Annotated in this window: 9 protein-coding genes; 6 read left to right on the top strand and 3 right to left on the bottom strand. The window is 34.7% G+C overall.

Going from position 1 to position 13462, the window contains the following annotated elements; all coding sequences use genetic code 11:
- Positions 1 to 41: 41 nt before the first annotated feature.
- Positions 42 to 257, bottom strand: a complete 216-nt coding sequence (locus OLM61_RS19485) for a helix-turn-helix transcriptional regulator (protein WP_264524253.1) — start codon at positions 255 to 257, stop codon at positions 42 to 44.
- A 624-nt stretch (positions 258 to 881) separates the two neighbouring features.
- On the opposite strand from OLM61_RS19485, the gene OLM61_RS19480 reads away from it, so the two are divergent.
- Positions 882 to 1598 (top strand): DUF3667 domain-containing protein, encoded by a 717-nt coding sequence (locus OLM61_RS19480; protein ID WP_264524252.1) that lies wholly within the window; start codon positions 882 to 884, stop codon positions 1596 to 1598.
- A gap of 91 nt (positions 1599 to 1689) precedes the next feature.
- On the opposite strand, the gene OLM61_RS19475 is transcribed toward OLM61_RS19480, so the two are convergent.
- Both OLM61_RS19475 and OLM61_RS19470 read right to left on the bottom strand, forming a co-directional pair.
- On the bottom strand, positions 1690 to 3021 hold the full coding sequence (locus tag OLM61_RS19475) for a sensor histidine kinase (RefSeq protein ID WP_264524251.1): 1332 nt from the start codon (positions 3019 to 3021) through the stop codon (positions 1690 to 1692).
- A gap of 1 nt (position 3022) precedes the next feature.
- On the bottom strand, positions 3023 to 4372 hold the full coding sequence (locus OLM61_RS19470) for a sigma-54-dependent transcriptional regulator (RefSeq protein WP_264524250.1): 1350 nt from the start codon (positions 4370 to 4372) through the stop codon (positions 3023 to 3025).
- 280 nt (positions 4373 to 4652) lie between these two features.
- Between OLM61_RS19470 and OLM61_RS19465 the strand changes: the two genes are divergently transcribed.
- The 5 genes from OLM61_RS19465 to OLM61_RS19445 all read left to right on the top strand — a co-directional run bounded on the left by OLM61_RS19465 (position 4653) and on the right by OLM61_RS19445 (position 13448).
- Entirely contained in the window at positions 4653 to 5366 is a 714-nt protein-coding gene (locus OLM61_RS19465; RefSeq protein WP_264524249.1) for an ABC transporter ATP-binding protein, read from the top strand.
- A 3-nt stretch (positions 5367 to 5369) separates the two neighbouring features.
- Positions 5370 to 7793 carry an ABC transporter permease gene (locus tag OLM61_RS19460; protein WP_264524248.1) on the top strand — a complete coding sequence of 808 codons (2424 nt, stop codon included), beginning with the start codon at positions 5370 to 5372 and terminating at the stop codon, positions 7791 to 7793.
- A gap of 1 nt (position 7794) precedes the next feature.
- On the top strand, positions 7795 to 10206 hold the full coding sequence (locus tag OLM61_RS19455; RefSeq protein ID WP_264524247.1) for an ABC transporter permease: 2412 nt from the start codon (positions 7795 to 7797) through the stop codon (positions 10204 to 10206).
- A 144-nt stretch (positions 10207 to 10350) separates the two neighbouring features.
- A complete protein-coding gene (locus tag OLM61_RS19450) occupies positions 10351 to 11130 on the top strand; it encodes a polysaccharide deacetylase family protein (RefSeq protein WP_264524246.1) in 780 nt (259 codons plus the stop codon).
- A gap of 743 nt (positions 11131 to 11873) precedes the next feature.
- On the top strand, positions 11874 to 13448 hold the full coding sequence (locus tag OLM61_RS19445) for a sensor histidine kinase (protein ID WP_264524245.1): 1575 nt from the start codon (positions 11874 to 11876) through the stop codon (positions 13446 to 13448).
- Positions 13449 to 13462 lie beyond the last annotated feature (14 nt).

Here is a 13462-nt window from a genome sequence, read left to right as displayed (position 1 = left end):
CATTCTTTATGAATGGCTTTTTAGTTTTAATATTTTTTTACTTATTCATTTTTGACTGGAGGTAATTCAAAATTAAATAATTCGCTAGGTTGAACTTCTAAGGCTCTGGCGATTTTTAATATTGTACTAACAGTTGGATTTATTTTGACAGTCTCAATTCTAGCAATTTGAGATAACGTTATTTCAGAACGATAAGCCAGTTCTTCCTGAGATATATCCTTTTCAGAGTGTATTTCTTTTAGTCGTTTTGCAAGCAACTCCAAACCTTTTAGGTCGAAGATTAATTTTCTGGATTTAGTTTCATCTTTTTTCAGTTTATGAAACTGAAGATATAAACTGCAGAATCGCTATATCACATGTGTTATAATTTGTATAGGATTGTTATTGTTAATTCTTTAGAAATGTCTTGAAGAATTGATAATGTACCAGATTGGTATTGTTTCTTATTTAGGTGTTTTTACAAAATAGAGATACAACCACTTAAAAAAGGATATGAAATTGTAAATTTTAAAAAAAAGAAGAGACGACATGTTGGTCGTCTCTTCTTTTTTTTATTCCTAATAAGCTTAAAATATTTCTGCTATATCTTGACGAATCAAATGAGACAATGAAAAAAAATGTAATATCTAGAATTTAATACCCAAATAGTCTTTTGTTTCGCAATGCTAAAACCGATAAAGTAATCAACAAATGTCAATGTTATGAGTATTGGCTTTTTTTGTATTTTAGCCTTGTATAAAAGCAAACACTCATATCAATTGCGAAAATACAACCCTATTTAGTTGTATTGATGACATTTTATAAGGGGGATAAACTAGTTAGTGACAATTTTATCGAACTGACTACAAATAAAAAAAAGACCAAAATATTTAACCAAAAAAATGAACTGCCTAAACTGTAACACCGAATTAAATTCTAATTTTTGTCCAGATTGTGGACAGCCCAAAACACTCAAAAGGATCAACGGACACTATATCGTTCACGAAATTGAACACGTTTTGCATTTTGAACGTGGAATATTATATACCATTAAAGAACTTATAATAAACCCGGGGCAAAATATCAGAAATTATCTTACTGAAAACAGAAGCCGATTGGTTAAGCCTATCATTTTTATTATTGTTACTTCCTTAATTTATTCCGTAAGTAATCATTTTTTTCATTTCCAGGATGGTTATATGAATTACCTTGACAGTCAGAAAACGACAACAAGTACTATTTTAAAATGGGTTCAGGTGAATTTAGGTTATTCCAATATAATGATGGGGATATTCATCGCATTGTGGACAAAACTATTTTTCAAAAAACGAGATTATAACATATTTGAAATATTAATTCTTCTATGTTTCGTAATGGGAATAGGGATGTTAATTTACGCCATTTTTGGTCTTGTTTATGGTCTGACACATTTAAATATAATGCAATTTGCCGGAATTGCGGCATTTATTTACTTCACTTGGGCTATTGGAAATTTTTATGACAGAGGAAAAGCATCTTCTTATATTAAAGCCTTTTTTGCCTACATTTTAGGGATGATAACATTTTCATTGGCCATTATGATTGTTGGAACATTAATTGATTTAGTAATAAAACATTAAAATTCCATATGCTTTTGGCTTACAAGGATAGGTTAGTGCTCCGGAGTTGATGATGATAGTTAAAGACTTTCCCTTTTTAACTATTGAATTGTTATTCAAGCAAACAAATTTCAAAAGTAGTTTTGCCATTTTCGTTCCGATGGGTGATATAGCCGCCATGTGCCTCAATGATGTTTTTGGAGAGCGTTAAACCAATGCCGGCGCCTTCAGTTCGGGTGGTGAAAAAAGGAAGGAATACTTTGTTTTCAATCTCTTTTTCAATTCCGTTTCCGGTATCGGTAATTTTAATGAAGACTCTGTTTTCTTTGATTTCTGCTGACACAGCTACGGTCTTTTTTGTGGCATCTTTTAGAGCATAGATACAGTTGGTCAAAAGGTTAATAAAAACCTGTTCGATTTGTTGCGAATCGATCGTAATCCAGTGTTTGGAAGTAATGGTGTTGACCACTTCAATGTCTTTTTCTTTGAACAGAGGAGCCATAATTTGAAGACAATTGTACATCAGAAGTTGTAAATCAGCTTTCTCTTTTTTGGGGCTTGGCAGCATCGCCAGTTTTCGATAGCCTTCAACAAACTTTTGCAGATGATCGCTTCGTCTGAGCATGGTTTCAACGCTATTTTTGACATCTTCTAAATCTTCCGCCGACATGGTATCCTGATCGACCAGATCTTGTAAGTTTTGGCAGATCGAGCGAATTGGCGTGATCGAATTTAGAAGCTCATGCGAAATGACTTTCATTAAATTGACCCAGGCATCTTTCTCTTTTTTCTCTACAACATTCTGAATCGAATCCAGTAAAACGATAAAATAATCTTTCCCGAAAATTTCTGTTCGCGAAGCCTGTAAAACAAAGGTCTGCATGTTTTGTTCTCTTACTCGAATTTCTAAGGAAGTTTTGATTTCCTGAAAATCATCTGCTTCAATAATCTCGCACAACGAGGGTAGCTGATCTTTGAGGTATTTCCATTTGGACACTTTTGGAACGCTAAAATGGGAAGAAAAATAATCGTTCATCAAAAAAATATCCCATTCCTTTTCTTCTTTTTGCAGAATTACAATCCCGGTTTCAATATTGTTTAAGATCGAACGATAGACAATGTCTTTGGAAATCTGCTCATTCTGTTTGCTTTTTAAGGTATCGTACAAGAGAAATAATTCGTGGTAGTTTTTATTGTACTTATGCTGCGAAAAGTCTGATCCGAAATCATTTTGTAGTATAGAAGAGATCGTTCTGTTGTAGAGCAAAACAAAATTACGAACATAAAAGTACATTTCGCGGACGAGCAGAAAGACAACAAAAAGACCAAATATTCCCGTAAAGAGCAACTCTTTCTTAAAAAAATACAGAGAGATTTCGATCATGGCAACAATCAGAATCAATCTTAAAAACAGCAGTTTATAGGTTTGGAAGGTTCTAAACATATTAGTTGATATTGATGTTGTACTTTTCTAAACGACGGTACAAAGAACCTCTGGACAAGCCCAATTCTTCGGCCGTTTTGCTGATATTATTGTTGTTTTTGAGTAGAGCTTTTTCGACTGCAGCTTTTTCGACGGAAGAAAGCTGAATATCGTCTGGATTTTCATCGTATGGGGTTATGATCTCTAAATCTAAATCGGACGTAGTTATTTTATTGTTTTCACACAGAATAACGGCACGTTCAATTTTATTCTCCATTTCCCTGATATTTCCATTCCAGGCGTGCTTTTCAATTTGTTCGAGTACTTTTTTATCAAACTGAATGGCTGTTCGGTCGTATTTGGCAATCATTTTATCGAGCAGGTAATGGGCCAGCGGAATTTTATCTTCGTTGCGTTCCCGCAAAGGAGGCAGAACGATTTCCATCGTATTGATACGATAGTACAAATCTTCTCTAAAGTTTTTATCGGCAACTTCCAGCTTCAGGTTGAGATTGGTTGCTGTGATGATGCGCACATTTAAAGGACGTGCTTTGGTTTCTCCCAGCCTTGTCACCGTTTTTGTTTGAATCACCTGCAGCAATTTCGATTGTAAATGCAAGGGTACATTTCCAATTTCGTCCAAAAATATAGTTCCGTTCTGAGCCATTTCAAAACGTCCGGGTGTATCCGTTTTAGCATCTGTAAAAGCACCTTTGGCATAACCAAACAGTTCGCTTTCAAAAATGTTCGCGTTTAAGGCTCCGAGGTCAACCGCTACAAAAGGATTGTTTTTCCTTTCAGACTGGCTAAAAATGTGGTGCGCCAAAACAAATTTACCGGTTCCGTTTTCACCTAAAATAAGCACGTTGGCATCCGTTTTCGCCACTTTGTCGGCCAGAGAATAAGATTTTTTGATGATTTCGGAAGTACCTATAAAAAAGTCATTTTCAACTTCGATATTTCTGGTTTTCTTTTGTTCTTTTCGGGATTTGTCGACAGCCTGTTTGACAGATTCCAGCAGTTTTTTATTTTCCCAGGGTTTTAAGATATAATCAAAAGCACCTGATTTTAAGCCTTCAACAGCGGTTTCGACTTTGCCAAAAGCAGTCATCAAAATCACAACGGTTTTTGGTGAAAGCGTTTTAATTTCCTTCAATAAATACAAACCTTCTTTTCCGTCTTCAAAACCTATTCTGTAATTCATATCCAATAAGACCACATCAATGCTGTTTTTTGCCAATAATTCGACAATTTTTTTCGGATTATTGAGCGTATAAATGTCTTCAAAATACTTTTTGAGGAACACTTTCGACGCAAAAAGGATGTCTTCCTGATCGTCTATGATTAATATTGCAGCATTTGTCTTTTTCATTTTTGTTCGGTTTTGGACGAAAGCTGTCCATTATTGGACACTTTTGAATTCTTTTAAATAATAAAAAATTTAAAATTAGGCAGTTACAAATTTTAAGTTTTTGGCATGAAAATCACATTACCATTAACAAATCATCAAATAGTAGAATCATTATTGCTGGTAAATGTAACAAAAATAGATATTTATAGATTATGTTATCTATTATCTTAATTTAGGATCTGTTTTTTACTTCGGCAATAAAATTCTCAGAGAGAAAAACAAACATCAAAAAGAAATTATTATGATCAGGATTAAAGAGCTTTCAAAAATTTTCAGAACCGAAGAAGTAGAGACAAAAGCTTTAAGCGAAATTTCATTAACCATTAACGAAGGCGATTTTGTGTCGATCATGGGACCATCCGGAAGCGGAAAATCAACGTTATTGAACATTATCGGATTATTAGACAGCGCTTCCGGCGGAAGTTACGAATTGTTAGGACAGGAAATGATTGGGCTGAAAGAGAAATTTAAATCGAAAGCCAGAAAAGAAAATATCGGATTCATTTTTCAGAATTTTAATTTAATTGATGAATTATCCGTTTTTGACAATATCGAATTGCCACTGATTTATAATAATGTTCCTTCGGCAGAGCGAAAGAAAAAAGTACAGGAAATTGCCACTATATTGGGCATTGCACATCGTTTGAAACATTATCCGCAACAACTTTCGGGAGGACAGCAGCAGCGTGTGGCCGTTGCAAGAGCCTTAATTAACGACCCGAAAATTATTTTGGCCGATGAGCCTACGGGAAATCTGGACAGTAAAAATGGTAACGAAGTAATGGAGTTATTGACGGATCTTCATGCGAGCGGTGCTACAATTTTGATGGTAACACATTCGGATTATGATGCTTCGTTTTCGCAAAAAACAATTGTGATGAAAGACGGAGTGATTCTTTCTGAGAAAATGAATCATAGAAATGTAGATGTTTTAGTAAACAATTCAATCAACTAAATCATGCTAAAGAACTGGATCAACATATTTATTTATCACATCAAAAACAACAAAGTTTTTACAGCTTTGAATGTTTTGGGGTTGAGCATTGGAATTGCAGGATTAATTTTTGCTATTTTGTATTGGAACGATGAGCAATCGTACGATCAGTGGAATCCCAATAAAGACGAGATATTTTTAGTAGCCAATAAAATGAATCCTACAACCTACTGGTCTTCAAGCTCGGCAGCGGTAGGGTCGGCGATACAGACTGTAAGTCCTGAGATAGAATCTTTTTGTTATTTGAGCGGAGACTATGATGATGATATACTTTATTTTAATGGTAAAAAAGTGCAGTCGGACAGGATTACCATAGCTCAAAAAAACTTTTTTGAATATTTTCCTTTTGAGTTTACAGAAGGCAGTCAAAAAGGAGCATTGCCGGATGTAAACAGTATCTGCTTGTCAGAAGATTTGGCTTTTAAACTTTTTGGAAACGAAACGGCTTTGGGTAAAAAAGTTGTTTTGCGAAAAAAAGCCTTAATTGTGAGAGGCGTTTATAAACTGGATCAAAAATCGGCCTATAATCCTGCCTGTGTGGTTAATTTTATGGAGGAACAAATTAAGGCAAACATTCAGTTTTGGGGAAATTTTCAGTATGTTTTATTACTGAAACTGAAAAATCCGGAGCATCAAAAACAAGTAACAAGCAATCTGGAAAAGTTGTATTTAGAAAACCTGACGTTTCGTTTTGCCAAAGAACAGGGGATTAGTCCTAAGGAATTTATTCGTAAATATGGTGAAGTAAAACCTGTTTTAGAACCCTTATCGTCAGTACGGCTGCATACCAAAACCGGAGGTTTGACAGAAGGGAAAGGTAATTTCCAGTTTTTGCTTACTATGGTGGGATTGTCAGTTTTAATTCTGCTGCTGTCTATTGTAAATTATGTTAATTCCGCTACGGCAAATGCGGTGAAGAGAGCTAAGGAGGTTGGGGTTCGAAAAATTATCGGGGCTTCAAAGTATGATATAATTCAGCAGTTTGTTTTTGAAACAGCTATAATCTCGTTATTTGCCATTCTGGTATCATTGGTTATTGTCGAGATTTCGTTACCGTATTACAATGCCTTTTTAGAAAAATCGCTCGTTTTGCAAAACGGTCAGTTTTACCTGCAGCTGGTGGCAATATTTTTTATCACGGTTGTACTGGCAGGTATACTTCCGGCGGTTTACGTTTCTAATTTTGAGCCGTTAAAAGTGTTGAAAGGAAATTTTGGACGAAGTAAAAACGGGATCTGGCTTAGAAACGGAATGCTGATCTTTCAATTTGGGATAGCTGCTTTTTTCATTATTGGTTCGTACATTGTTTATCAGCAAATAGAACATATGAATTCGAAGGATTTGGGTTTTAGTGGAAAGCAGGTGTTGAACATTTCCTATAAGAATATCTATGGTGAGAATATTACCAATAAAGACCGACTGAACCGATACAATACCATCAGAAATCAATTACTGCATATAAAAGGAGTGCAAGAAGTTTCGGGAGGTGGTTTTATTTTGGGAAATGGCCCGAAATCGGTTATATCGTATCATTATAAAGATAAAAATGTAGACGGAAACAATATACCCATAGATTTTGGATTGTTGGAAATGCTGAAAATAAAAATGGTCAAAGGACGTTATCTCAATCCAAAATTTGCTCAGGATACGGTCAATAGTATGTTGATCAACGAGACTGCATTAAAGTTACTAAACGAAAAAGATCCGATAGGTAAAAAACTAAACTGGAATGGTCAACAAGTAATAATTGCAGGAGTGGTAAAAGATTTTAATCTGATGAATCCCGGTGAAGCTATTCCTCCCATGTCATTTTTACATTTTAAAACAGTGCCTTGGTTTACAGAACTTTTGAACAACATTTATATCACGGTCGACCCCAAAACAATGCAGCAGACTATGACGGATATCGAAAATCTCTGGACTAAAAAAGTGGATACAGAATACCCGTTTTCTTATGATTTTGTCGATAAAGAATACAAAAGATCCTATAGTAATTATGTAAAGCAAAAAAATCTGTTCTCCTTACTAAACATCATCGTTATCATAATTGCACTTTTTGGGTTGTTTGCCCTTGCTTCGTACTCTATTGAACGCCGCATGAAAGAAATCGCGATTCGAAAAACGCTGGGTGCCGAAACCAATGTTTTGCTAAAAGAACTTTGTAAACAGTATGTTGTTTTCAGTGTCATCGGGTTTTTAATAGCACTGTTTCCGGCTTATTATTTACTCAACAAATGGTTAGAGAATTTTGCCTACAGAATTACAATTTCCATTTATCCTTTTTTAATTGGATTTACTGCTTTATTGACATTAACGTTGGTGGTGGTACTTACAAGAGCATATCAGGCAACCAAAATAGATGTTTTGAAATACTTAAAGTACGAGTAACATGCTAAAAAACTGGACCAACCTATTTATTTACCAGATCAAAAACAATAAGTTTTTTACAGCTTTGAATGTTTTGGGTTTAAGTATTGGAATTGCAGGATTAATTTTTGCCATTTTGTATTGGAATGATGAACATTCTTATGACGAGTGGAATCCTGAAAAAGATAAAATTTACGCGGTACTGAACAATATAGGAGGGGGTAATATTTGGGCTGTAAATTCGCCTATTCCGGGACCTCTTTTAAAAAGAATGAGCCCGACTTTAGAGCGTTATTGTTATTTCACAAACAATTATGCCCGGGAAACGATACAGTACAATGGCAAAATTGAAGTAATAGATAAAATTTTTTCAGGGCAGGAGAATTTTTTTTCTTTTTTCCCTTTTGAATTTATTCACGGCAGTGGAAAAAGCGCACTTCACGATCGCAACAGTATTGCTTTTTCTGAAGAGACCGCTTCGCGTTTGTTTCAGAATGAAAACCCAATAGGAAAACAGGTTAAGTATGCCGACAAAATTTTTATTGTTCGGGGCGTCTACCGACTGTCTAAAAAAGCTTCGATAATGCCCAATGTAGTGACTTCCAACATTGAATACGAAATAGCTAAAAACAGAGAAAGCTGGGGGCTGCGTTATGGATTAATGTTGAAGTTAAAAAAGCAAAGTGATACGACAGCGGTACTCAAAAACCTGAATACAATTTATATCGAAAAGAAAGTTAAAAAACAGGCAAAAGCGGAAGGAATCACTTATGAAGGTTATTTGAAGAAGTATGGAGAGGTAGAAAAAGCCAAGTTGCTTCCGTTTTCAGGCGCGAGATTGTATCAGGGAAATACCCCTTTTCCGGAAGGAATTACCAATCTGCGGTTTTTAAAAATTTTAATGGGATTGTCAATTCTCATTTTGCTGTTGTCCATTGTCAATTATGTTAACCTTGCCACGGCAAATGCTGTAAAGCGGGCTAAAGAAGTGGGAGTAAGAAAAATAGTTGGCGCCACAAAATTGCAAATTATAACCCAGTTTGTATTTGAAACGACTTTAATTACGCTTTTTTCACTCTTGTTGGCATTGGTAATTGTGGAGCTTTCATTGCCTTTTTACAATTCACTTTTACACAAAGATCTGATTCTTGAAGGCTCTCAGTTTTATTTGCAGCTAATTTTCATTTTTATAATGGTCATTGTGGTTTCGGGAGTTTTACCTGCGATATATGTTTCTAACTTCGATCCTTTGAAGGTTTTAAAAGGAAATTTTTCCCGCAGTAAAAACGGAATCTGGCTTAGAAACGGGATGCTGGTTTTGCAATTTGCAATTGCCACATTTTTTATCATTGGTTCATTTATAGTATACCAGCAGGTTAACTATATGGCTCATAAAGACCTTGGGTTTAAAGGGGCTCAGGTGATGGACATTTCTTTTAAACCTAAGAAAGGGAGAAACCAATTTGAGAGATACAAAACAATACAGCAGGAACTTTTAAAAATAAAAGGCGTTCAGGCAGTTTCGGCAGGTGTATTTTCGATCGGAAACAATGTTAATTCATGGTCTGGTATGCATTACAAGGACAATAAAGAAGTGATCACACAGCAAATGGCGATTGATTTTGGGATGATGAACGTTTTAGGGATTCGTATCGTTAAAGGCAGGGATTTAAACAACAAAATTGCCTCAGACAGTAGCAGTAATGTTTTGTTAAATGAAGCTGCGGCTAAAACATTAATGGAAAAAGATCCTATAAACAAAGAAATCATCTGGGAAGATCGAAAATTGAAAATTGTTGGTGTGGTAAAAGATTTCAATTATTTTGGACTTGAAAACAATATTTCTCCCATGATTTTCATGCACATCAAAGCTTTCGAATGGATGGAAAAGGATTTGCTTAATATTTCGGTTAAAATTGCACCCCAGGATATGCCCGAAACAATAGCGGCTATAAATAAGTTCTGGATAACAAAAGTAGATGCAGAATATCCTTTCGAGTATAATTTTGTAGACAGAAGCTTTGCCCGAACCTATAAGGTGTATGAAAGCCAAAGCCAATTGTTTTCACTCTTAAACGGAGTTGTGATTCTCATTGCCGTTTTTGGATTATTTGCTTTAGCTTCCTTTTCGATGGAAAGAAGAGTACGGGAAATTGCAATCAGAAAAACACTGGGAGCAGACACGACTGTCTTACTCCGGGAATTATCCAAACAATACGTGGTTTTTTGTATGATCGGTTTTGCAATCGGAATAATTCCGGCCTATCTTTTATTGCGAAAGTGGCTGGAGGACTTTGCGTTCCGGATCGAGATTCCCTTACTTCCTTTTATAATTGCTTTTGTATTGCTGCTGTTTTTAACATTATCAATCGTACTGGCAAAAGCCTATCAGGTAACAAAAATAGATGTTTTGAAATATTTAAAATATGAATAAACCGTAAAATTAAAACCTTCAAAGTGAGCACATTTTGAAGGTTTTTTTAATTTCAGAAAAATTGAAAAAAAGAATTATCTTTGAGAGAATACGATTCTATTTGCATAAAAACTTTATTTCAATCTTTAATAACCGGGATCATTTATGAAGATGTTTTTCCTTAAATCCGTATTGTTTTTTTCCTGTCTGGCCCTATTTTCCTGTGAAAGCAAACGGCAAAATCCGGTTGCCAAAGCATATAAAGCAGGTGTTATTTTATCTTTTGATGATGCCTATGTCGACGAATGGGCGGAGGCGGATCGGGCATTGAAAAAGTACTCCTGGAAAGCCACTTTTAATGTGTGCCGAATTGATTCGATCGGAAAGCCACAAATCGAAAAACTGCTGCAAATGCAAAAAGATGGACATGAAATTGCCGGTCACGGTTACCATCATTACAACGCCGTTAAATTTGTGAAGCAACACGGAATGGATGCCTACATCGATCAGGAAATTACCCCTATGATCGCTTCCATGAAAAGACTCAATTTTAAAGTCACTACATTTGCTTATCCGTACGGAGAACGCTCTGACGCCTTGGATAAAGCGTTATCTCCCAAATTTAAAATCATCAGAGGAAGGGCTTTTGGAGGAGAACTTCCGGAAAAACAGGACAGCTATTTTAACAATTCTAAAATTGTATTTGCCTTTGATATCGACAACAGCCACATTCATTTTAGCATCCCGTATCTTCTTGAATTATTAGACTACGCAAAAAAGCACAATAAAATTCTGCTTTTATGTGGGCATAAACCGGTGCGAAATGTGACCGAAAACTATCAGACCAAAATAGAAACACTGGAGTTCATTTGCAGATACATGAAGTTAAACGATCTTAAATTCTATACCTTATCTGATTTAGACCCTTTGCTGGAAAAAAAATAAACTCTTTATTTTTGAGTCAAAATTAACCTTCGGATCAAACGATTTCGTAAATAATCTGACGTATTTTTCCAAAAATAGTATCTTTGCAGCAAGAAAATTGTAGTAATAAGTAATGATTAAATTGTAGAACAAGTTCTACAGACTGTTAGAGAATGTTCTACAGTCGGTTTAATCCCTGCATGCTATTTTTGCTTCTTATTAAGAAAATAGAAACAAGTATATTTAAAAAATAGAATAAAAGTATGTTTTTCGTATAAAACCTATTTATTCTATTAAAAAGATCCCCAAATCTCTTTTAAATATCTGTTGTGCTATGGTTAATAATGATCGACAACTGCTGTGGCTTTGCTGTTTTTTAAGCAAAAAGCTGTATCTTAGAGGAATAACAGCTGATGTTGGCATTAAAATTGAATTAGCGGTGGCTAATTTTAACTATAGAACAATATTTATTCAAAATGTAGTACATCATTCAGGATGTTCTTTCGATACCTAATTAAAAAAGTTGCAAGAGTTACAGATTAAATTCTATGGCTCTTTATTTTATTTATCATTTTAAAATATAAATTTTGATTAGAAAACATTCCTTAAATAGTACCTTTAGTTTTTTAAAGCTAAAGTTCAAACACAGAAAAATAATTCACTACACTTTAATAGCCTGTGTCATTTTTTTACAGATAGTTGCAATAATTATTTGGTACAACGAATCTTCTAATGAAGCCGAAATGTCGAAAACGCTGAGTTCGATGGATTCATTAAATAAAATAACACACTTTACCAGCAACATAAACAACTCCTTTGTCGATTCTCAAAAAAGTTTTAGTAATTATACCTACTATAAAGACAAGGAATCACTCGATAAATACACCGCTTCATTAAACGAAATCAGCCGTTTGATTGACAGTTTGAGCTTAATTACCAAAGACAATAAGGAGTTTATGAGGATTCTGGAAGAGAAGAATCAGTCTGAACATTCTGTTGAATCGTTAAAATCCAGTATCGACTCCATTATTGAGTCACAGATCAATCCGGATAAAACCACTTTGAACCAGCCTTTTAAGTTGAACAAATTTGCTTATAAAAAGATCTTAGACAGTATCAAAACTGATTCTTATATAAAAGTCGACAGTGTATCTAAAAAAGGATTATTCTCGAGACTGGGAGCTGCTTTGGCCGGGAAAGTGGATGTGCAAAAAGAGCAGTTGAAGATTACCGTTACCATGAAATATGACAATAAAGTGGTTTCGGGTAGTATCGAAGAACAATTTGCCAACCTGTTTAATACCACCAACAAGTACTACGAAGATCAGTTTAAAAACTTAAAAAAGTCATTCGCCAATTTAAAAGATCAGGATGCTAAACTAAAAGGGTTTAATAATGATTTGTTAAATCTAGAAGCGGAGATAATGCCAAACTACAACAATTCGCTGAAAGTGCTTCAGGACAATACGCAAAAACAGTTGCAAAAGCAGTACGAATCCAATAAAGTAGTAAGAAGCTACACCATTGCGATTCTGATCTTGTTAATGTTTATTGTATCGCTTGTACTTTTCGGTTTTACACGACTGGCTTTTCAATATGAAAAAAGACTTACGACAGCGCAGATGCAAATTAGAGAGAGTTTGAATTTTAAGAATAGAATTATGGGAATGATCAGTCATGAAATCAGATCGCCTCTAAGCATCATTTCTATTTACAGTAAAATGATCAGCTCTTCGATAAAGGATCCCGAAATAAAAGACACTTTTAAATCGATTCAGTTTACCACAAATTCCTTGCTGCTGTTGGCCAATCAGATTTTGGAGTATTCTAAAGATGGAATTTACGAGCCTAAACTAAACAAGAAACATTTTTACCTTAAGGAAGAGGTGCATCAGATTGTAAATTCGATGACTTCACTGGTAGAAAGTAAGGGAAATAAAATTGAGGTTAATTCTAATCTGATTTCAGAGCTTGAAGTTAATTCTGATGCGGCAAAAATTCACCAGCTTTTTTATAACATTATCGGTAATGCAAATAAGTTTACAGAGAATGGCCTCATAAAGATCAATATGGATCTTGAAAAGACTTCGGATAAGATGGTGAATTTAAAAATTGAAATTCAGGACAGCGGAATTGGAATTGCCAAAAACGACCTGAAAAACATATTTGAGCTGTATTACCAGGGAACCGTTTCAGGAAAAGTAAACGATCTTGGAGTAGGTTTAGGGCTTAATTTGTGTAAAGAAATAGTAGAATTGTTTGATGGAAAAATAGATGTTCAGAGTGAGGAAGGTAAAGGGACTAAAATAATTTTTAATCTCCTTATAAGCTTAGTTTAAAATAAGACCAAATT

It is taken from the genome of Flavobacterium sp. N502536 (assembly GCF_025947345.1).
Lineage (GTDB): Bacteria > Bacteroidota > Bacteroidia > Flavobacteriales > Flavobacteriaceae > Flavobacterium.
This window is presented reverse-complemented; position numbering and strand designations above follow the sequence as displayed.

Excerpts from the sequence above, each read along its gene's own strand:
- OLM61_RS19450 (WP_264524246.1), top strand. The coding sequence starts at position 10,351 with ATGAAGATGTTTTTCCTTAAATCCGTATTGTTTTTTTCCTGTCTGGCC.
- OLM61_RS19465 (WP_264524249.1), top strand. The coding sequence starts at position 4,653 with ATGATCAGGATTAAAGAGCTTTCAAAAATTTTCAGAACCGAAGAAGTA.
- OLM61_RS19475 (WP_264524251.1), bottom strand. The coding sequence starts at position 3,021 with ATGTTTAGAACCTTCCAAACCTATAAACTGCTGTTTTTAAGATTGATT.
- OLM61_RS19455 (WP_264524247.1), top strand. The coding sequence starts at position 7,795 with ATGCTAAAAAACTGGACCAACCTATTTATTTACCAGATCAAAAACAAT.
- OLM61_RS19445 (WP_264524245.1), top strand. The coding sequence starts at position 11,874 with ATGGATTCATTAAATAAAATAACACACTTTACCAGCAACATAAACAAC.
- OLM61_RS19480 (WP_264524252.1), top strand. The coding sequence starts at position 882 with ATGAACTGCCTAAACTGTAACACCGAATTAAATTCTAATTTTTGTCCA.
- OLM61_RS19460 (WP_264524248.1), top strand. The coding sequence starts at position 5,370 with ATGCTAAAGAACTGGATCAACATATTTATTTATCACATCAAAAACAAC.
- OLM61_RS19470 (WP_264524250.1), bottom strand. The coding sequence starts at position 4,372 with ATGAAAAAGACAAATGCTGCAATATTAATCATAGACGATCAGGAAGAC.